Here is a 20,744-nt window from a genome sequence, read left to right on the forward strand (position 1 = left end):
TGTGCGCCTCGTGCTAATAAACGCGCTCAGATTTGTGGGATGCGCAACAATCGCGGTTCTCACACGCCGGGAGCGACTGGCGTTGCGGGCACGGCTGGCTCGACCACGGCGTTCCCATCGCTCACTGCGGGCGGCGCCAAGAACAGGGTGCCGCGGATGACGCTTCCGGCAAAGGTGCGCAATGCAACGAGCATCCACGCCCCGACCAACGCCACGAAGCTGACAAGAGCCATCGCTGTCAGCACAACGGACCCGGTCGCCGCGGCGATCGCACTCAACGCGACCACCATGTTGCCCACGGGGAAAGTGAATGACCACCACGTGAGGCTGAACGGTAAACCGCGGCGGGCAGTATGAATGGTCATAGTGAGCGCAAGAGCCGTCCAGAGCAACGCGAATCCGAGCATCGGCACGCCGTAGATAAACCCGAAGAAGCGGAGCGCTTCGGCGAGGTCAGCCGACACGGCGAACGGAGCAACTGCTCCCAGTACGACGACTGCGGTAATTGACTGGCCGAGAGGGCCGAGCACAATCCACAGAGTCGGTACTGCTGCGGCGTTGCCGATGTTGTGGCGTGCTAACCGTCCCCAGATCAAAGGCAGAATTACTGCCGTAGCGATCATGCTGAGACCAAACATTGCGTAGCAGGCCAGCAGCATCGTCAAACGAGCCTCGCCCGCGGGCAAGAACGGGATCAATGGTGCACCGGCGGCTGCCGAAACCAGCGGGGGAACGACGGGCATGATCCAGCCTCCGAATGCCGACTGGTCGGTGACCGACGACGACGTGAAGGTCAAGAACGGAACAATCACGGCGGTGGCGAGACCCAGCACAGTGCCGATCGACCACAGCACAAGCGCGACGGTGAGCGCAGCATCCGCCCCGATGATGTCGGGGCCGAACAGCAACGCACCCGCCCCGATAGTGAGGATCGCCAGCGGGGGTGCCCCATAGAAATGCACCATTGCCGGATGCCGGTGGTGCGAAAGCGCAACCTCCCGGTGGGCGATCCAGTGGGCTGCGCTCGCGGCGATCAGCCCGAGAAGTAAGACGGTCGCGATCACCCAGACGGTGCTCGCGAACACGTGCAGTTGCGGAGCGATGAGCGGAAGCGTTGCCGCAGCGTTCGCGACGATGCCCGTGCCCATCACCGAGGCAAACCAGTTGGGGCTTATGTGGGAGATCACATCGCGGGGGCTGCTGAGGTCGCGCAACAGCACGCGGCGGCGAGGAATCTGGCTGCTCATGAGTCGTTTCTGAAAGTTGGAGGCGCGACGGGTTCGGCCCACCGGTGCAACCGCGGGTATTCGTGCCGCATTCCCGTAACCTTGAGCCACCCCGGTGCTGCGCGGCAGTTGCGCGCGGCTGCGGGGGATGCCGTGCCTCGTTCTGTGCTGGAGGAACCATGACCGAACTCGTGATCGTCGCCCTCGTGGTGTTCGCGTTCGCTATGGTGTCCCGCAAGTTGGCGCTCTCTCCGGTGACGGCGCCGATGGTCTTCACAGCTGCGGGCATTCTGTTGGGCGTCGTGGGGGCTCAGTGGTTTCAGCTCGACCTCAAAAGCGAGGTCGTCTCGATCCTCGTGGAGGCCACCCTTGTGTTGGTGCTTTTCACGGATGCTGTGCGCATCGACCTTCGAGCGTTGCGCAAGCAGATCTTTCTTCCCCTGCGCTTGTTAGGTATCGGGCTTCCGCTCACCATCGCGCTCGGAGCAGTTGCCGCCTGGGCCCTGTTCGGCGAGCTGACTTTTATCGAGGCTGCCCTCATTGCCGCGATTCTGGCACCGACGGATGCGGCCCTCGGTCAAGCGGTCGTCAGCGATAAACGGTTGCCGGTCCGCATTCGGCAGGCCCTCAACGTAGAGAGCGGACTCAACGACGGAATCATGGTTCCGGTCGTTACGGTCTTTCTGGCAATTGCGGCGACCGAAACGGGAGCGGCCGCGGGGCAGAGCTGGGGGCTCTTCGCTGCACAGCAAATTGGGTTCGGAATAATCTTCGGCGCGCTCGTCGGCCTGCTGGGGGGATGGCTGCTGAGTCGCGCGTCGAGCGCGGGCTTTGTAGACGGTATTTACCGCCAGTTGGCCACCATCGCTATCGCGGTCGCAGCCTATGCGAGTGCGGGGGCGCTCGGCGGCAATGGTTTCATCGCGGCCTTTGTGGCGGGTCTTGCCTTCAGCGAGGTTGCTCGCGACCACTGCGAGGATGTTCAGGACTTCACGGAAGACGAGGGCGAGCTGCTGAGCTCGATCACGTTCCTCGTGTTCGGCGCAGTGCTCGCAGCGCCCATCCTCACCGCGCTCACGTGGCAGATCGCCCTCTACGTGGTGCTCTCGTTGACGGTGGTGCGCATGGTGCCGGTTCTTCTGGCGATGGCGTGGTCGGGAACCCGCTTCGAGACCCGGCTTTTCATCGGCTGGTTCGGGCCGCGCGGGCTTGCCTCTATTCTGTTCGCTCTCTTGGTGTTCGATGAACTGAGTGGTTCTGTCGCTGACACCGTGTTCTCTGTTGCGGTGTGGACGATCCTCGTCAGCGTCTTCGCTCATGGGGCCACGGCAAGCCCGTGGACTGCTCGATTGGCACGCCGTCTCAGTTCGGCTCCAGCATCCGCCCCCGAACTGAAGCACGTGCAAGAAATGCCCGCCCGTCGCCGCTTCTGATGCGGTGCGAAGACACGCTAAAGCCCACTTGTGCTAGTTCAACTAGAACAACTATGGTGGGATCATGTTAGTTCGAGTCGATCCCGCGTCAGAGACGCCGCTATTCGAGCAACTCGCGGCGAGCATCCGCCAATCAGTCATCGAAAAGTCGGTCACGGCGGGGGAGAGGCTCCCCAGTGCTCGTGAACTAGCCGGCTCGCTCGGCGTCAACATGCACACCGTGCTGCGGGCGTACCAAGAGCTGCGCGACGAAGGCTTCATCGAACTCCGTCGAGGTCGCGGCGCGATCGTCGCGGCCACCGCTCACAGTTACGACTCCCTGGCCGTCGGCATCGCCGCGATCGTGGCCGAAGCCCGCACCCAGAACATTTCCGTAGCTGCACTGACCGCCCTCATCCGAGAGGAATACAAATGACCCTTCCTGCCGAGAACGTTGCGCCCCAACTCACGCGCAACCGCCGCCTCATCATCGTGATCGGAGTCGTCTTCCCGCTATTGATCACGATGGCCGCGGCTTTTGTGATGGCGCTGTGGGTCCCCGAGCTGCCGAACCCCGTCGCCTCGCACTGGGGAACTTCCGGGCCCGATGGCTACTCCACCGTCGGGAGCGTTATCGCGCTTCCGCTGCTGTTGACGCTCGTCTTCGCTGCGCTCGCCGCCTTCGCGAGTTGGAAGGGCGGGCCTCAGGGCGGCATGCTCTGGGTGCACAAGATCATGGTGGCGACCTCTGTATTCATGTCCCTTTCGCTCAGCATCATCGCGGCAGGTTCTCTCGCCGTTCAGCGCGGGCTCGACAATGCCGAGAACGCTCCGGACATTGGCGGGATCGCGCTCGCCGCCTTCCCGATCGCCTTGGTTGTCGCGGGCTTGGCCTGGCTCATGCTCCCGCCGTCGGAGCAGATCACGTCGACGTCGGTCACCGCCAAGCCGCTCGAAGGCGCTACTACGCAGCGCGTTCACTTCTCCAGCGGCACGCGGGTCGGGGCTGGAGTCGTCGTGATCGTCACAGTCGCGCTTGTGGCCCTCGGAGTCGCCCTCGGGGTGCAAGCGGTCAGTAATCCCGCTGAACTCCTGCTGCCAGCCGTCATCGGCCTCGTCGTGATGGCGCTCGCCGTCAGCACACTCTCGTGGCGCGTCACCATTGATCACCGCGGGCTTCGGGTTCGTTCCGCCTTCGGCTTTCCCCGCGCATCGATCGCTCCTGACCAGATCGCCTCCGTGGGCGTTGTCGAGGTGAATCCGATTGGGGAGTTCGGCGGCTACGGGTGGCGGTGGGCTCCGGGCGGTCGCAGCGGAATCGTGCTCGCCGCGGGCGAAGCCCTCGAGGTGACACGCACGAACGGCAAGCAGTTCATCGTCACCATGCACGACGCTCAACGTGCCGCGGAAGCGCTCGCTACTGTCGCCAAAAAATAGCGCTCAGCGGTCAGCTAACTCGCGTATCATTGCAGCTACACGCTATGAACCGGCTATCACCGGGGAGCATTCGGAAGAAATCGTCTCAACCCTTGCCTTGGTAGGGGAGCGGGCGGCGGTAGAACCGAACGGGTAAGCCCGTTACAGCGATTTGAGTGGTGTGCTTCCGGGCGCATAAGCGGGGTGGTACCGCGGCTGAGAGGTCGTCCTCGTGCAGATTATTCGCACCCACGTACCACTGGAGCCTCATGTCGTATCCCCGCCACAGCTCAGACGATTCCGTCGCGCCGTCACCCAAATTTCCCGCGATCGAAGAGCAAGTGCTCTCGTACTGGAAGTCCGACGACACTTTTCAGGCATCCATCGACCAGCGTGAAGGCGCCGACGAGTGGGTCTTCTACGACGGCCCTCCCTTTGCCAACGGCCTGCCGCACTACGGTCATCTGCTGACCGGGTACGCGAAAGATCTCTTCCCGCGCTTCCAAACAATGCGCGGCAAGCAAGTGCACCGCCGCTTCGGCTGGGACACTCACGGCTTGCCGGCTGAGCTTGAGGCGATGCGCCAGCTCGGCATCACCGAGAAGAGCCAGATCGAAGAGATGGGCATCGACAAGTTCAATGCTGCCGCTCGCGAGTCAGTGCTCAAGTACACCGGTGAATGGCAGGAATACGTCACCCGCATGGCGCGCTGGGTCGACTTTGAGAACGACTACAAGACGCTCGACGTCAACTTCATGGAGAGCGTCATCTGGGCGTTCAAGCAACTGCACGAAAAGAATCTCGCTTACGAGGGCTTCCGCGTTCTGCCGTACTGCTGGAACGACGAGACTCCGCTGTCGAACCACGAACTGCGCATGGATGACGACGTCTACAAGATGCGTCAAGACCAAACCGTAACGGTGACCTTCCCCCTCGATGGGGTGAAGGCCGAAAGCCTGGGCCTGACTGGTGTGAAGGCTCTCGCCTGGACGACCACTCCGTGGACGCTTCCCACCAACCTCGCGCTCGCTGTCGGTCCCGACATCGATTACGCGGTGCTGCCGTCTGGCCCGCTCGGTGCCGGCGATGGCTCTGAAGAAGGCGCGTCGCAGTTCATGCTCGCGGGCGACACTGTTGCCGCCTATGCGAAGGAACTCGGGTACGAGACCGCAGAAGAAGCGCTCGCTGCGGTGACCCGCACCATCAAGGGCGCCGAACTCGACGGTGTTCGTTACGACCGCCTCTGGGACTTCTACGCGGATGCCGAAACGTACGGCACCGAAAACGCGTGGCAGTTCCTGGTCGCCGACTACGTTGCCACGGGCGAAGGTACCGGCATCGTGCACCAGGCGCCCGCCTACGGTGAAGATGACCAAAATGTCTGTGCTGCCGCAGGCATCCCCGTCGTGATCTCGGTCGACGACGGCGGCAAGTTCTTGCCCTCGGTCGCACCTGTCGCCGGCATGCAGGTCTTCGACGCCAACAAGCCGCTGACGAAGTTGCTGCGCGAAGAGGGCCGCCTGCTCAAGGTTGCCAGCTACGAGCACTCGTACCCGCACTGCTGGCGCTGCCGCAACCCCCTGATCTACAAGGCTGTCTCGAGCTGGTTCGTGAAGGTTCCCGAGTTCCGCGACCGCATGAGCGAGCTCAACCAGGAGATCAACTGGGTTCCCGAGAACGTCAAGGAAGGCCAGTTCGGCAAGTGGGTGGGCAATGCCCGCGACTGGTCGATCAGCCGCAACCGCTACTGGGGTTCGCCCATCCCGATCTGGAAGAGCGACAACCCCGATTTCCCCCGCGTGGATGTCTACGGCTCGCTGGCCGAGATCCAAGCAGACTTCGGTCGCTTGCCCCTCAATCACGATGGCGAGCCCGACCTGCACCGCCCGTTCATCGATGAGCTCACGCGCCCGAACCCCGACGACCCGAGCGGTCAGTCCACGATGCGCCGCATCGAAGACGTGCTTGACGTCTGGTTCGATTCGGGCTCGATGCCGTTCGCTCAAGTTCACTACCCGTTCGAGAACCAGGAGTGGTTTGACAGCCACAGCCCGGCCGACTTCATCGTGGAGTACATCGGTCAGACACGCGGTTGGTTCTACACCCTCCACACGCTCTCGACGGCGCTGTTTGACCGCCCGGCGTTCTCGAACGTCATCAGTCACGGCATTGTGCTCGGTAACGATGGCCAAAAGATGTCGAAGAGCCTGCGCAACTACCCGGATGTCTCCGAGGTCTTCGAGCGTGACGGCGCCGACGCGATGCGCTGGTTCCTCATGTCGAGCTCGGTGATCCGTGGCGGAAACCTCATGGTCACCGAAGAAGGCATCCGCGATGGTGTTCGGCAGATGCTGCTCCCGTTGTGGAGCACGTATTACTTCTTCACCCTGTACGCCAATGCGGCTGACAACTACGAGGCTCAGTGGCGCACCGACTCTGAGAACGTTCTCGACCGGTACTTGCTTGCCAAGACGCGCGAGCTGATCGAGGATGTCACGGCTGAGCTTGAGGCTCTCGACAGCCCGATGGCCGCAGCCAAGCTCCGCGACTTCGCCGACGTGCTGACCAACTGGTATGTGCGTCGCAGCCGCGACCGCTTCTGGAGCGGCGATGACACGGATGCCTTCGACACGCTCTTCACGGTGCTCGAGACGGTCGCCCGCGTTGCTGCCCCGCTGCTTCCGCTCGTCGCCGAGGAGATGTGGCGCGGGCTCACTAACGGCCGCAGCGTGCACCTCACCGACTGGCCCGATGCCGCGGCTTTCCCCGCCGACCACGATCTGGTCGCGTCGATGGACCGCGTTCGCGAAATCGCGTCCAGCGGGCTCGCACTCCGCAAGGCTCGCAGCCTCCGCGTGCGCCTGCCGCTGGCCTCGCTCACCGTCGTTAGCGCGGTGCCGTCGGCTCTCGCTCCGTTCAGCGACATCCTGCGCGACGAACTCAACGTCAAGGCCGTCAAGTTCGAACTCCTCGAAGAAGGATCACTCGACAGCTTCGGTATCACCAAGAAGCTCACGGTCAACGCTCGTGCCCTCGGTCCGCGCGTCGGCAAACAAGTGCAGCAAGTGATCAAGGAAGCCAAGGCCGGCAACTGGGAAACCACCGCCGAGGGCGTCTCCGTTGACGGCATGCCGCTCGAAGCGGGCGAGTACGAACTTCAGATGGAAGCCGCCGACGAATCCAGCGCCATCGCGTTCCTCTCCGATGGTGGCTTTGTCATCATCGATACCCAGCTCACTGACGAACTGTCGGCCGAAGGACTCGCTCGCGACGTCATCCGCGCCATTCAGGATGCCCGCAAGGCTGCCGGCTTCGACGTCAGTGACCGAATCGCGCTCACCATCGGTGCGCTCGATGCCGCCGATCACGAAGCGATTGGGTTCCACAGCGCGATGATCGCGGCAGAAACGCTTGCAGCGGAATCCGTTGTTCAGGCCTTCGCGAACGAACTCGAAGAGGGCACACTAGAGGTGCACCGCACGCAACTGGCGGCAGGAAAATACGCCAACATCGGCGCGCTGGTGATCGATATCACCAAGATGGGAACGACCAATGTCTGACCGCGATGACGAACTCGGCAACGACGGCCAATTCGATGAAAATGGCGACCCCATTGAGGTGGAGCTGACCGACGAAGAGCGCGCTGAGCTTGGCCCGGAGCATCCTCTCGCCGACCTGAGCCCCTTCGCCGACGGGTTCGAAGGCACCAATATCGACGACGACTCCGATTTCGAGCTCGAAGACTCCGAATACCAGACGGATGCCGAGAACGTCTTCGAAGAATTGCTTGCCCGTGTGGGGGAGCAGGCGCCTCAGCCGCGGCTCGAAGCCACTCGTCGTGCCGTGGAGCTCATCGGAGACCCGCAGCGCACCTACCCCGTGATTCACATCACGGGTACGAACGGCAAGACGAGCACGAGCCGCATTACCGAGAGTATTCTGCGGGCTTACGGCCTACGCACCGGGCTCATGACGAGTCCGCACCTGGTGCGCGTCAACGAGCGCATCGTGATCGATGGCCGCCCCATTTCTAACCGCGCGTTGGCCGAGAACTGGGCCGACATCCGCCCGTTCCTGCTCATGGTCGATGCCGAGTTGCTCGCCAAGGGCGAGGAGGCGCTGACCTACTTCGAGGCGCTCACGGTGCTCGCTTTCGCGAGCTTCGCCGAGGCCCCTGTCGATGTCGCTATTCTCGAGGTCGGAATGGGCGGCGAGTGGGATTCCACGAACGTCGCCGATGGTCAGGTCGCGGTCTTCAGCCCGATCGCGCTCGACCACACTCACCGTTTGGGTTCCACAATTTCTGAGATTGCTCGCACGAAGGCGGGAATCATCAAGCCGGCTGCCGCGATCGTCTCGGCGATTCAGACGGCGGATGCCCAAGTCGAGCTTGAGCGTGCTGCTGACCTTACCGAATCCACGATGAGCGTAGAAGGCGATGCCTTCGAGCTCGTGAGCAGTGACGTTGCTGTCGGCGGCCAGTTGATTACCGTTCGCGGCATCGCTGGCACGTACTCCGATCTCTTCATGCCGCTGTTTGGCGAGTTCCAGGGTCACAACGCGGCTCTCGCCATTGCCGCCGTCGAGTCGTTCTTGGGTGCGGGCTCGCAAGCGCTCGTGCACGACGTTCTTGCGGAAGGCCTCGCGACGGTAACGTCGCCCGGTCGCCTTCAGGTGATTGGCGCCGAGCCGACGGTCATCGTGGATGCCGCACACAACCCTCACGGTGCTGCCGCGCTGGCCGCTGCGCTCAAGGAGTACTTCACTTTCGAAGACATCGCCTTCGTCATCGCCGTGCTCGACGATAAGGATGCGGCAGGAATTGTCGGCGCCCTTGCGCCGATCGCCAACCGCTTCTACGTCACAACGTCAGAGTCCGAGCGAGCCATCAACCCTGAGGAACTCGTCGAGGTTGTGCGAACGTTCACCGACGAGACCACCGACTTCGACACTTTCGCCGAAGCTATGGAGCTTGCCCGCAGCTGGGCCGCAGAGAACGAACGCCGTGCGGTCGTGGTGACGGGCTCGATCACTCTCGTTGGCGAAGCACTGGCGATGGCGAAGGCGGAAGGCTGGAAGCCGTGAGCGCGCAGCCCAAAGTTCGCCGTAAGCGCTCAGTAACCGAACTGCTCCTGAGCATCGTGCTGGTGCTCGACGCGACGTTGATCTTCTTTGTCGCTCTCACCGCATTCGGGCTCAAGGCGCTAGGGCCAGCCCCGGCGTTTATCGGCGGAGCGATCGCGATTGTCATATTCGTGGCTCTCGGCCGCATGCTGCACCGCCCCGGCGCACTGGCTGTCGGCTGGGTGCTGCAGGCGGGGCTCGTCGCGCTTGGCTTCATCCTCACTCCCATGTTCGTCGTGGGAGCCGGTTTCGCCGCGATCTGGGTTTTCTGCTTCGTCAAGGGGCAGCAAATCGATCGCGCAAAAGCCGAAATTCTTAGTACCCAGTCCATGACCACCCCCTCTGAGGAGACACAATGAACATCGAAGAGACCCTTGTACTGATCAAGCCTGACGGCGTTGCTCGCAACCTGACCGGTGAAATCCTTCGCCGCATCGAGGCAAAGGGCTACCAGCTCGTTGACGTGCGTCTCGTGCAGGCGGATGTCGACCTTCTGTCGCAGCATTACGCCGAGCACGAAGGCAAGCCGTTCTACGAGCCGCTGCTCGACTTCATGCAGTCGGGCCCGACGGTCGCGCTGCGCATCGCGGGCAACCGTGCCATCGAGGGATTCCGTTCGCTCGCCGGTACCACCGATCCCACGACGGCAGCTCCCGGAACCATCCGTGGCGACCTCGGCCGCGACTGGGGCCTCGCTGTCCAGCAGAACCTCGTTCACGGTAGCGACTCGCCCGAGTCGGCAGCGCGCGAACTTGCTCTCTGGTTCGCCTAAAACGATCATGCGGGAGAGCGATTAGACCGCTCCGCGCATCACAACGGCGAGAGCCTGACCCCGGTCAGGCTCTCGCCGTTGTTGCGTTAACGAGCGCGGCGCATTTGAGGGAGTGCCTTACAGATACGCCAGTACGTCGAGTCGTACCTGAGCGACGGCCGCAATGATGATGTACCCAACGATCGCGATCACTGGTACCCAGCTGTAGGAGGCCTTCGCTGCTTTGCGCAGGCCCTTGGGGGCAGGGATCGCTCCGTCTTTGAGGTTGCGCAGGGTTACTGCCCAGAACAGCGGAATCACGACTGACCAGACGGTCATGCACCAGATGCAGAGCGTGCCGAGGTTGAAAATACTTTGATATGCCAGCCAGAGAATAAACCCGAAGGCCCCGGCGATTCCGACGTTGAACGCGATCCAGAACCAGCGATTGAAACGAGCCCCAGCCAGAATTGCGGCCCCGACGACGACGGGTGCCATGAACGCGATGAGCCCGATAATGGGGTTAGGGAAACCGAGCACGGCGCCCTGTTCCGACCCCAGATTGGCCGCGCACTGCACGACGATGCTGAAATCGCAGCTGAGATCGACTCCAGGATTCTCTATGGCTTGGATCTTCTCGATCATCAGTTCGAACGAGGCCCAGAGACCAATCACGCCAGCAAAAATCATAAAAATGGCGAGGGCGATGGGTCTGTTGCGAACCCCGGAAGCAGTCATGGGGCGATTATCGCACGCGCGCCCGGCTCACTTTCTGAGAATGCGTGCGATAATGAAACGTAGTTATTCCGAGCCGCGCTCGAAGTAACACCAAGAAGTCTTCCCGGGCATAGCAACCGGACCAGTTGCGTAACGCTAGTTACGTGAGTCGAATAGCCAGTTTCGAAGTGCTGTGAGAGAGCACAACTGCAACGCGAGCCACGGGCCCGTTGCAGGACCTGAAGAATTAGTAGCGGTTTCTGAGCCATAGGTTTGGCAGGGGAATAGCGCACGAGAGAGTACCCGGTAGGTGGCGCGGTCGCCTACGCAGGGCTAGGAGTACACCAGCAATGGTGAATGAAAGCGATAAGTCCAAAGAAGTTCCGAAGAAGAAGGGCCTGTTCGGCCGTATTCTTCCTTCATCGAAGGCAGCGGCATCAAAGCCTGTGGCGCAGAGGCCTCAGGTTGAAGCGCCTGCCGCCGCTGTGGAGGCACCTGCCTCCGCGACGCCGCCGAAGGTCGAGCCTGAAGCTCCTGCCGTAACGCGCGAGCCTCGTGTAGCCAAGTCAACGCAGCGTCCCGCCGCGAAGACTGCCAGCCAACACTTGGGTCTCGAAGTTCCGGATGCCGTTACCGGCATGAAGGCAGATGCTGCGGCAGCCGACTCGGCAGCCGCCCGCGCAGCCACGCACGACGATAAGTCTGATTCTCAAGCGCCTGCTCGTTCGCGTACGCGCACAAGCACGACGCCTAAGAAGACAGCGGATGATTCCCAGGCCGCCAAGGCGCCTACCGCTGCGTTGACTCCCACATCGACGACGTCGCTGCTCTTTCAAGCTCCTGACCTGCCCGATCTTCCGGAGCGCGCACCTCGTTCGCGCAACGACAATGGAGACGATCGCAACCGCGATGGCCGCGACAACCGCGACAACCGCGATAGCCGCGATGGCCGCGACAACCGTGACGACGACAATGGCAATGGCGACGAAGCAGGTAACGTTCGTCGTCGCTCACGTCGTCGTTCTGGCGAAGACGCTCGTCCCGGTGACGAATCCCCGAACACGGTCGTTCGTGTGCGCCAGCCGCGCAAGCAGGCTGAGCCGAGTAACGAGCCGACACGAGTCAAGGGGTCAACGCGCCTCGAGGCCAAGAAGCAGCGCCGCCGTGATGGCCGCGATGCTGGTCGTCGTCGTCCCGTCGTCACCGAAAGCGAGTTCCTCGCGCGCCGTGAAAGCGTTGACCGCGTCATGGTGGTCCGCTCGAAGTTTGACCGCATCCAGATCGGTGTTCTCGAAGACGGCGTCTTGGTCGAGCACTACGTGGCGAAAGCCCAAGATGCGAGCCTGATCGGCAACGTCTACCTCGGTCGCGTTCAAAACGTTCTTCCCAGCATGGAAGCTGCCTTCGTCGACATCGGGCGTGGCCGCAACGCCGTGCTGTACTCCGGAGAAGTTGACTGGGATGCTGCTGCCGAGAACTCTGCTGACGGCAAGCCGCAGGCCCGTCGCATTGAGCTCGCGCTCAAGCCCGGCGACCGCGTGCTCGTTCAGGTCACGAAAGACCCGGTCGGTCACAAGGGAGCTCGACTCACGAGCCAGGTTTCCTTGCCAGGTCGCTACCTCGTCTACGTTCCCAATGGCTCGATGAGCGGCATCAGTCGCAAGCTGCCCGACACCGAGCGTTCGCGTCTCAAGAAGATCCTCAAGGGTGTTCTGCCAGATAACGTCGGCGTAATCGTGCGCACCGCCGCTGAGGGCGCGACTGAAGAACAGCTCACGCTCGATGTGAACCGTTTGACCAACCAGTGGGCTGACATCAGCGCACAGGTCGACAACGCTCAGAACCAGGGCCCGGCGCTGCTGCACTCCGAGCCCGATCTTTTGATCAAGATCATCCGTGACGTTTTCAACGAAGACTTCCACAAGCTCGTTATCGAGGGCGACGATGCTCGTAAGACCATCGAGGGCTATGTGCGTTCGGTAGCACCTGACCTGCTCGACCGTCTTCAGTCTCACGAGAGCACAGTTGACTCCTTCGAGGAGTACCGAGTTTCAGAACAGATCGAGAAGGCTCTTGACCGCAAGGTCTGGCTGCCCTCGGGCGGTTCGCTCGTGATTGACCGCACCGAAGCTATGACCGTGGTCGACGTGAACACCGGCAAGTTTGTCGGCTCGGGCGGAAACCTTGAAGAGACCGTCACGAAGAACAACGTCGAAGCGGCTGAAGAGATCGTTCGCCAGCTGCGTTTGCGCGATATTGGTGGAATCATCGTCGTCGACTTCATCGACATGGTGTTGGAGTCGAACCGTGACCTCGTGTTGCGTCGCCTCGTCGAATGCTTGAGTCGAGACCGCACGAAGCACCAGGTCGCAGAAGTTACCTCGCTCGGCCTCGTGCAAATGACGCGTAAGAAGCTCGGCCTCGGCCTGCTCGAAACGTTCAGCGAGAACTGTGAAGTGTGTGCCGGTCGCGGTGTCGTCGTTCATCACGATCCCGTATCGAAGCACCGTTCGCAGCCGACGCAGAACGAGCAGTCCGGTGGCGGTCGCCGCGGTCGCAACCGCGGCGGAAACAACAACTCCGGTGGATCCAACAGCAACGGCTCCGGCAACTCCGGCTCCAACGGTGGCGGTAACAGTAACGGCAACGGCAACGGCAACGGCAACGGTGGATCGAGCACTCAACAGTCCAACGGTTCCGCAAAGGCAGCGACAGCTCCGGCAGCGGGTGCCAGCAACGGTACGCACGCCATCACCGAAGACGTTCGTAACGCCCTCGCCCGCGTCGCAGCGAGCACCGTTGTTCCCGTAGTGGAGAACGGCTCGGATGCTCCGGCTGTCGACACTGCTGCGAACACCGCAACTGCCGCCGCAGACGCCACGACTACAGCGGCGCCTGAGCCCAAGAAGTCGCGTCGCAGCAAAGGCGGGCGGCAGTCGAATAAGTCATCATCGCCGTCACAGGAAGTAGCGGAGCCAGCAGTCGCTGCACCCGCCGCTGACGAGCCTGCGGTAGCAATTCTTGACATCCCGATCACGAAGACTGAGAAGGCAGCTCCCACGATCAGCACTCAGGATGCGGAGCAGATTCTGGGCTCCGTTCTTGAAGCTCTTCCCGAGCCCAAGCAACCCGGCCACGGTCGTGCTCGCGGATCGCGTCGTGCCAGCAGCCAAGGCAAAATCGTCAACGCAACTCCCAGCGACGATAAGTAGTTTTCAGCGGCTCGGCACCTGTGGAGCTTCGAGTTTGTAAGGTTATTTCGTGACAATAACTTTGCCAGCGAGTGTCGATGATCATCACCATCACGATCATCGACCTCGCCGCTCTCGAAAACGCTGGTTGTGGCTCGCAATCGGCACGTTGGGCGTCGCCGCAATTCTCGGGCTTCGGGCTTTCACCGGTGGGCAGGATTCCATTGGGGTTCCGGGGCTAACTGCTGACCTCGTCACGCTCGCCACGAGCGTCATTATTGAGTCATTGCCCTTTGTCGTGCTCGGCGTTGTTTTGTCGATCGTGGTGCAAGCCTGGCTTCCGGATGACTTGCTCATGCGGTATTTGCCGAACACTCCGGTGCTCCGTCGTGCGGTGATCTCGCTGTTCGGCATTGCGTTGCCGGTGTGCGAGTGCGGCAACGTTCCGCTCGCCAGAGGACTCGTGATGAAGGGGTTCTCTGTCCCCGAGTCAATGACGTTTTTGTTGGCAGCCCCGATCATCAACCCGATTACTATCCTCACCACCCATCAGGCTTTCGGATTCGATGACGGCATCCTTATCGGCCGCATCTTGGGCGGGTTGGCGATTGCCAATATCGTCGGCTGGCTCTTCAGCATTCATCCGCAACCCAACTCCTTACTAGAGGGGCGATTTGCGGCTCAGTGTGCTGCAGGCTCTCACGGCCACAGCCAGTCGCGGTACGAGAAGAGTCTCGACATTTTCATGAGAGAGTCGAGCGTCTTGATGCCGGCAGTTTTCATCGGTTCGCTCATCGCTGGCGCCATTCAAGTTGCGGTTCCTCGGGACGTCTTAGTCTCGCTCGGTAGCAATCCGCTGTGGTCGATCCTGGCGATGATGTTGTTGGCGTTTGTGATCTCGGTGTGTTCCAGCGTGGATGCATTCTTTATCTTGCCGTTTGCGAGTACTTTCATGCCCGGTTCAATCGTCACGTTCCTCGTATTTGGTCCGATCATCGATATCAAGATGCTGGCGATCATGCGCACAACATTTACGGCGAAGGTGCTCTTGCAACTATCGCTCGTGGTCGCGCTCATGAGTGCGTTGATTGGATTGGTGATCAACTATGTTGCCTAGTCTTCGGCGCTGGTGGGGCGTCATCCTGATTCTGGTGGCGGTCTGTGCCACAGTCTGGCTCGCTGCAACTCAACAGCTCGTTCTCTACATCCACCCCCGCTATGTGGTTTTCACAGTGATCATGGCGGTCATTGCGCTTGTCATTGGTGTTCTCAGCGTGGCGGTACGCCCGGCGGACACCGAGGGCACGGCGCCGCGTCGAGGGTGGTCCCGTGTTGTTGGCGCGCTGGCGCTCGTGCTTTCCGGCGCCATGGCGCTCACTCTCGTTCTCCTTCCTCCGACGACCCTGTCGAGTGCTACGGCGAGCCAGCGCGACATCGTGGGCTCCACGGTGGGAAGCGACAGCCAGAATGCGGATGAGGTCGAGAACGCCGACGACGAACTGATCGCGAGTTTTACGGTTGTCGATTGGGCTTCGTTGCTTCGTCAAACGAGCGACCCCAGCTTTTACGCCAACAAGAAGGCTGATGTCGTCGGTTTCATCACGCCAAGCGAAGATGACCCGTCCAATATTTTCTACGTCTCCCGGTTCACCGTGACGTGTTGTGCCGTAGATGCGCAGCCGGCAGGTGTGGCGGTGTACGCCCCCGATTGGCAGAACGATTTCGAGGTGGATGCGTGGATAGAGGTCGTGGGTTCGTTCGAGATCAACCCAAGTTCGCGAAGCGATCTCCCGCTTGTTTTGGTTCCCGAGAAAATGAGTGCAGTGGAGCGGCCCAGTGAGCCATATCTCTATTAGCGCGCCGCCGCCGGAGGCAGCGAACAGCATGCGTTCGTTCCGTCGCACGTTCGCGTGGACGGTAGCCGCTCTTGTGGTGCTCTCCGGGATCTTTCTGGCTTTGGGCTACCTTCAGGGACCTAAATTGTCCAGTGCCCAGATCGACGGGGATGCCGTCGTCGAGTCGTCAGATCAAACCTTGCGTCTGTTCGCGAATCAGGCAATCGCTGAAATTGATCCGGATGCTGTCACTGTTGCGCCTGCCGTCGACGCCACGGCATCGAGCGAGGGCGACCTCATTTCGGTGCAGTTCGCTCAGGCGCTCGACTACAACACCGAATACACCGTGAGCGTCGAAGGGGTCGCCACGACATCGGGCGGCCCGGAATCCACCTTCAGCTACTCCTTCACCACCGGGGAGCCCGACCTTTATTATCTCGATCGGGGCGAGCCGAACGACGAGATTATTCGCACGGGCCTCACGTCTCAAGATCGCACTGTGGTGTTCGCTGGCGCGGGCATCCAAGAATTTGTGCCGGTGGGCGATGTGGTTGCGTTTACGACCGCGGCGGCCGATCGCACGGGCACTCTCACAATGGCCAACCCCGATACGGGGATTACTGAGCAAGTGTTGTTGCCTGAAGTCGGTGAGGTGGCTGATTTAGACTCCACACGCTCGGGCTCGCTTCTGGGGTTCACAATCTCAAGTACAGACCCCGGGCCCATCCCAACGATCTCGCACACGCTGTATACGGTCGACCTCGATCGAGGCCGCGATGTTGTTCCCGTCCTCGACCTGGACGGCGAGCCCATGCGGGTCACGGGGTGGCAGTTCGTTCCTGGAACAACCGCGATCGTGGCTGTCACGACGGAAAGCACTCTTGTCAGGGTCGACACCGTCACCGGACTCATTGTTCCCCTTGGCGGTTACTTCAACTTTGATCGTGTGTCCGCAGACGGATCTACCGCGATCGTTAGCGACACCACGGGCAGCGCTGCCGTGACCCTCTCCGACGGCACGGACGTGCGTCTGCAGCCGTCACCCATTGGTGACGAGCAACCATTCATCGGGCAGACTGACGCCAATGCTGCGGGAGATCTCGTGGCAAAGATGGTCCTGGTGGGGGAGTCGGGTGCTTCGTTCAGCAGCGTGCTCGCGTTCGACGATGGCGACGAGTCCCGCATCCTGTATAAAACGGTTGACGACAAGGGTGCCATTCTTGATTTTCGCGTGTCGCCCAACAATCAGTTTGTGGCGGTGGAGGTTCAGCCGAACGTCTCCACGCTTGACACCGATGGCTACGTAATGAATCCGAGCCCACGGAGCGTGACGACCTATGTTGTCGACATCGCTACCGGGTCCGTCACCCGCAGCGTCGAGGGGTTTGAAGCCCTCTGGCGCTAGGCCTGAGGGCGATCTTTCTGCGCAACGCGTAGGCCGCTGGCCTGTAGTCGGAGCACGAACTCACGCACCCCCACTGGTTCGGCGCCAAGCGCCACGAGATCGCTCCACAGGCGGGCAGGCACGTCGTAGTGGTCGAGATCGAACCCTCGGCGGGGGATGCCGGCGCGTTCCGCGAATTCGTGCAGTTCATCGAGAGAAGTATCGCTCACGATGTGTGCCCAGACCGTATCGTGGGCTGGCCAAATGGGCTGGTCAATCAACACGGTCATGGATTGAGCCTAATTGACGGCCAACCCGCAGGCGGAGGTTTTGACCCAGTGGCCGTTAGCGGCGTACTATTGAACCCGCTGCACCCGAGTTGTGGTTCCGATCTCCGAGATCGTGACCAATGTTGGTGTACACGTTCTCGTTTTCGTCGAGTCAAGGTTTGATTGATTCAGTCGAAAGCTACCGCAGCGTGTCGTTTGACCGGGAGTGCCCACGTCGAGTATCGTTGATCCTTGGCGTGTGCTGGGCAAAGCCCGCAGAGATCGCCACAAGCTTCAGTAGTTCTAGCTATTCAATCGTTAAGTAAGGGTCAAAAGTGGTTTACGCAGTTGTGCGCGCCGGTGGGCGGCAGGAGAAGGTAGAGGTCGGCACGATTGTCGTTCTCGACCGCATCGCAGCCGACAAGAACGGCAATGTTGAGCTCGCTCCAGTTCTGTTCGTTGACGGCGACAAGATCACTCACGACGCTTCGGCGCTCGAGAAGATCAAGGTCGTTGCCGAGGTACTGAACGACGAGCGCGGTCCCAAGATCGTTATCCAGAAGTTCAAGAACAAGACCGGCTACAAGGTTCGCCAGGGTCACCGTCAAGAACTTACTCGCATCAAGATCACCAGCATCAAGTAACTGCTGACGGACGTAAAGGACTTCTAGACAGATGGCACATAAAAAGGGCGCAAGCTCCACCCGTAACGGTCGTGACTCCAACGCGCAGCGCCTCGGCGTAAAGCGCTTTGGCGGCCAAGAGGTTCTCGCCGGCGAAATCATCGTTCGCCAGCGCGGCACCCACTTCCACCCCGGCGTCAACGTCGGCCGTGGCGGCGACGACACCCTGTTCGCTCTCGAAGCGGGCGCGGTTCAGTTCGGTGCAAAGGGCGGCCGTAAGGTCGTCAACATCGTTTCCGCGTAACTTTCCGCGGCATAAACTCCGCGTCGCCTGCGTGCAGGTGGCGTAAAAGCGAAGAGCGAGCTTCGGCTCGCTCTCGCCATTTAAGACGGCAGGCTTCGGCCGTCTAAAATGACAGCAGCACATTTTCAGTAGCTCACGAGAACAGGAGGAACCATCGTGGCATCGTTCGTCGATCAGGTAACTCTTCACCTCGTGGCAGGCCACGGTGGTAGCGGTTGTGTGTCCGTTAAGCGCGAGAAGTTCAAGCCTCTCGCTGGTCCCGATGGCGGCAAGGGCGGTGACGGTGGTGACATCGTTCTCGTCAGTGACGCCCAAGTGACGACACTCCTCAACTATCACCGATCGCCGCACCGCAAGTCACAGCACGGGCAGCCTGGCCAGGGTGACCTTAAGGCTGGTACCGCCGGTGCCGAAATGATCCTTCCTGTGCCTGTCGGCACTGTCGTGCGTGATGGCGACGGTGAAGTGCTCATCGACATGGATGCTCCGGGAATGCGACTCATCGTGGCACCTGGTGGTCAGGGTGGTCTCGGTAACGCTGCGCTGTCATCCACGAAACGCAAGGCCCCCGGCTTTGCGTTGCTCGGAACTCCTGGTTTCGAAGGCGACATCCACCTCGAGCTCAAGACTGTTGCTGACGTCGCGCTGGTGGGCTACCCCTCAGCAGGTAAGTCCAGCCTCATCGCAGCGATGAGTGCGGCAAAGCCCAAGATCGCGGATTACCCGTTCACTACGCTGCACCCCAACCTCGGTGTTGTTGAGTCTGGTGAAATTCGGTACACGATCGCTGACGTTCCTGGCCTCATTGAGGGTGCGAGCGAGGGCAAGGGTCTCGGGCTTGAGTTCCTGCGTCACGTCGAACGATGCACGGCTCTGCTGCACGTTCTTGACTGCGCGACTCTGGAACCTGGTCGTGACCCGATCAGCGACCTCGACATTATCCTCGCCGAGCTCGCGGCGTATCCTGTGCCTGAGGGCCAGAAGCCGCTTCTCGAGCGGGAGCAAATCATTGCTCTCAACAAGGTCGATGTTCCCGACGGAAATGACCTCGCCAACCTCGTAAAGGCCGAGCTCGAAGAGCGCGGTTACCGCGTCTTCGAAGTCTCCGCGGTATCGCGCCACGGTCTTCGTGAACTTTCCTTTGCCCTTGCCGCCCTCGTTGTCGCTGAGCGCGAAGCTCGCAACTCTGAGCCGGTCAAGGAACGCATTGTTCTTCGCCCGCGTGCTGTCAACGCCAAGGATTTTGTGGTCAAGGTTGAGGGCGGAACGTACGGCAACGTCTACCGCGTTGTGGGCGAGAAGCCCGAGCGTTGGGTAGCCCAAACTGACTTCGTCAACGAAGAAGCCGTTGGCTACCTAGCTGACCGTCTTGCGCGCCTTGGTGTCGAAGACCAGCTCTTCAAGTCGGGTGCTGTTCCCGGCTCTACCGTCATCATCGGTGCCGGCGGCGGTGTTGTCTTCGACTGGGAGCCCACGCTGTCATCCGCTGCCGAGTTGATCGTTGCACCGCGTGGTACTGACCCGCGACTTGACGACAACCCCCGTGAAACCAACCGCAGCCGCCGCCGCAACTACCTCGATCGCATGGACGCTAAAGCTGAAGCGCGTGCCGAGCTCGAAGCAGAGCGCGAAGCAGGCATCTGGCGCGATGATGAAGGATTCGCTATTCAGCACGACGATGAGACAGAGGATCGTGACTAACAAGCCCACGGTGCGCGCCGAGATCCCTCGTGCGCGCCGCATCGTCGTCAAAGTCGGCTCGTCGTCGGTGAGCGGTGCCAACGTGGGGCAGATCGGTGCTCTAGTTGATGCTCTCGTGTCAGCTCATGCAGCCGGGTCTGAAGTCATTCTCGTTTCATCCGGCGCTATCGCAACCGGTATTCCGTTTCTCAAGCTCGATGGCCGTCCGACGGATCTTGCGACCCAGCAGGCAGCAGCAGCAGTGGGCCAAAACGTGCTCATCTACCGCTATCAAGAGAGCTTCGATCGCTACGGGGTCGTTGCCGCGCAGATTCTGCTCACGGCGGGCGACATGGAAAACCCCACCCACCACAGCAACGCTCAGCGTGCGCTCGAACGGCTGTTAGGGCTCAAAATCTTGCCGATCGTGAACGAGAACGACACGGTGGCAACCCACGAAATCCGATTCGGAGACAACGACCGCCTCGCGGCGTTAGTGTCTGTTTTAGTACGAGCGGATGTTCTCGTGTTGCTTTCCGACATTGACGCGCTTTACACGAAACCTCCATCCGACCCAGAAGCGGAACGAATCAGTTTCGTTGCATTCAGCAATGACCTCAGCGACGTTACCTTCGGCGACGTCGGGGCTGCTGGAGTAGGCACCGGGGGAGCGGGCACCAAAGTGGCCGCAGCCAAGCACGCCGCCGCCGCTGGTATTCCTGTGTTGCTGGCCGAAACGGGAAGTGTCGCTGCGGCTCTCGCTGGCGAAGAAATCGGCACCTGGTTCGAGGCGGATACTCTCGCCCTCTAAG

At 61.2% G+C, this 20,744-nt stretch carries 18 protein-coding genes; 15 read left to right on the forward strand and 3 right to left on the reverse strand.

Translation table 11 applies throughout. The features are described 5' to 3' along the window. Positions 1-59: 59 nt before the first annotated feature. Entirely contained in the window at positions 60-1,247 is a 1,188-nt protein-coding gene (locus I6E58_RS06945; protein ID WP_197131712.1) for a TDT family transporter, read from the reverse strand. 158 nt (positions 1,248-1,405) lie between these two features. Between I6E58_RS06945 and I6E58_RS06950 the strand changes: the two genes are divergently transcribed. From I6E58_RS06950 to ndk, 7 genes are all read left to right on the forward strand, one after another. Further along, complete coding sequence (locus I6E58_RS06950; protein WP_197131714.1) at positions 1,406-2,659, forward strand: sodium:proton antiporter; 1,254 nt, start codon at positions 1,406-1,408, stop codon at positions 2,657-2,659. Between the two features lie 64 nt (positions 2,660-2,723). Next, a complete protein-coding gene (locus I6E58_RS06955) occupies positions 2,724-3,074 on the forward strand; it encodes a GntR family transcriptional regulator (protein ID WP_197131716.1) in 351 nt (116 codons plus the stop codon). Continuing rightward, a complete protein-coding gene (locus I6E58_RS06960) occupies positions 3,071-4,075 on the forward strand; it encodes a DUF1648 domain-containing protein (protein ID WP_129071662.1) in 1,005 nt (334 codons plus the stop codon). The genes I6E58_RS06955 and I6E58_RS06960 overlap by 4 nt, the downstream gene beginning before the upstream one ends. A 248-nt stretch (positions 4,076-4,323) precedes the next feature. Next, positions 4,324-7,614 (forward strand): isoleucine--tRNA ligase, encoded by a 3,291-nt coding sequence (gene ileS / locus I6E58_RS06965; RefSeq protein ID WP_197131719.1) that lies wholly within the window; start codon positions 4,324-4,326, stop codon positions 7,612-7,614. Beyond that, positions 7,607-9,139, forward strand: a complete 1,533-nt coding sequence (locus I6E58_RS06970; protein WP_197131721.1) for a folylpolyglutamate synthase/dihydrofolate synthase family protein — start codon at positions 7,607-7,609, stop codon at positions 9,137-9,139. The genes ileS and I6E58_RS06970 overlap by 8 nt, the downstream gene beginning before the upstream one ends. Further along, positions 9,136-9,537: a DUF4233 domain-containing protein gene (locus I6E58_RS06975; RefSeq protein WP_197131723.1), complete on the forward strand. Its 402-nt coding sequence runs from the start codon at positions 9,136-9,138 to the stop codon at positions 9,535-9,537. The genes I6E58_RS06970 and I6E58_RS06975 overlap by 4 nt, the downstream gene beginning before the upstream one ends. After that, positions 9,534-9,950: a nucleoside-diphosphate kinase gene (gene ndk, locus I6E58_RS06980; protein ID WP_009772535.1), complete on the forward strand. Its 417-nt coding sequence runs from the start codon at positions 9,534-9,536 to the stop codon at positions 9,948-9,950. The genes I6E58_RS06975 and ndk overlap by 4 nt, the downstream gene beginning before the upstream one ends. A 117-nt stretch (positions 9,951-10,067) precedes the next feature. Here ndk and I6E58_RS06985 read toward each other — a convergent pair whose 3' ends face one another. Continuing rightward, the gene (locus I6E58_RS06985; RefSeq protein ID WP_129071659.1) at positions 10,068-10,667 is read right to left on the reverse strand and encodes a vitamin K epoxide reductase family protein; all 600 of its coding nucleotides are present in this window, start codon (positions 10,665-10,667) and stop codon (positions 10,068-10,070) included. A 329-nt stretch (positions 10,668-10,996) separates the two neighbouring features. Between I6E58_RS06985 and I6E58_RS06990 the strand changes: the two genes are divergently transcribed. Genes I6E58_RS06990 through I6E58_RS07005 form a run of 4 tightly spaced genes read left to right on the forward strand, consistent with a single transcriptional unit; the run spans position 10,997 to position 17,077 of the window. Further along, the gene (locus I6E58_RS06990; protein ID WP_197131725.1) at positions 10,997-13,858 is read left to right on the forward strand and encodes an Rne/Rng family ribonuclease; all 2,862 of its coding nucleotides are present in this window, start codon (positions 10,997-10,999) and stop codon (positions 13,856-13,858) included. Positions 13,859-13,913: 55 nt separating this feature from the next. Beyond that, positions 13,914-14,954 (forward strand): permease, encoded by a 1,041-nt coding sequence (locus I6E58_RS06995; RefSeq protein ID WP_374189191.1) that lies wholly within the window; start codon positions 13,914-13,916, stop codon positions 14,952-14,954. After that, positions 14,944-15,693, forward strand: a complete 750-nt coding sequence (locus I6E58_RS07000; protein ID WP_129071656.1) for a TIGR03943 family protein — start codon at positions 14,944-14,946, stop codon at positions 15,691-15,693. Before I6E58_RS06995 ends, I6E58_RS07000 begins: the two co-directional genes overlap by 11 nt. Beyond that, positions 15,674-17,077, forward strand: coding sequence for a hypothetical protein (locus tag I6E58_RS07005; RefSeq protein ID WP_307842013.1), 1,404 nt, complete (start codon positions 15,674-15,676; stop codon positions 17,075-17,077). The genes I6E58_RS07000 and I6E58_RS07005 overlap by 20 nt, the downstream gene beginning before the upstream one ends. Here I6E58_RS07005 and I6E58_RS07010 read toward each other — a convergent pair. Continuing rightward, positions 17,074-17,346, reverse strand: a complete 273-nt coding sequence (locus tag I6E58_RS07010; RefSeq protein WP_197131727.1) for a DUF4031 domain-containing protein — start codon at positions 17,344-17,346, stop codon at positions 17,074-17,076. The genes I6E58_RS07005 and I6E58_RS07010 overlap by 4 nt on opposite strands. Before the next feature lie 314 nt (positions 17,347-17,660). On the opposite strand from I6E58_RS07010, the gene rplU reads away from it, so the two are divergent. From rplU to proB, 4 genes are all read left to right on the forward strand, one after another. Beyond that, complete coding sequence (rplU, locus tag I6E58_RS07015; protein WP_010202995.1) at positions 17,661-17,969, forward strand: 50S ribosomal protein L21; 309 nt, start codon at positions 17,661-17,663, stop codon at positions 17,967-17,969. 31 nt (positions 17,970-18,000) lie between these two features. Continuing rightward, positions 18,001-18,252: a 50S ribosomal protein L27 gene (gene rpmA, locus I6E58_RS07020; protein WP_197131729.1), complete on the forward strand. Its 252-nt coding sequence runs from the start codon at positions 18,001-18,003 to the stop codon at positions 18,250-18,252. 156 nt (positions 18,253-18,408) lie between these two features. After that, on the forward strand, positions 18,409-19,953 hold the full coding sequence (gene obgE / locus I6E58_RS07025; RefSeq protein ID WP_197131731.1) for a GTPase ObgE: 1,545 nt from the start codon (positions 18,409-18,411) through the stop codon (positions 19,951-19,953). Next, positions 19,946-20,743: a glutamate 5-kinase gene (proB, locus tag I6E58_RS07030; RefSeq protein WP_246837376.1), complete on the forward strand. Its 798-nt coding sequence runs from the start codon at positions 19,946-19,948 to the stop codon at positions 20,741-20,743. Before obgE ends, proB begins: the two co-directional genes overlap by 8 nt. Position 20,744 lies beyond the last annotated feature (1 nt).

The sequence above is a fragment of the Salinibacterium sp. SWN1162 genome (assembly GCF_015864675.1).
In the GTDB taxonomy this organism is placed as follows: Bacteria; Actinomycetota; Actinomycetes; order Actinomycetales; family Microbacteriaceae; genus Rhodoglobus.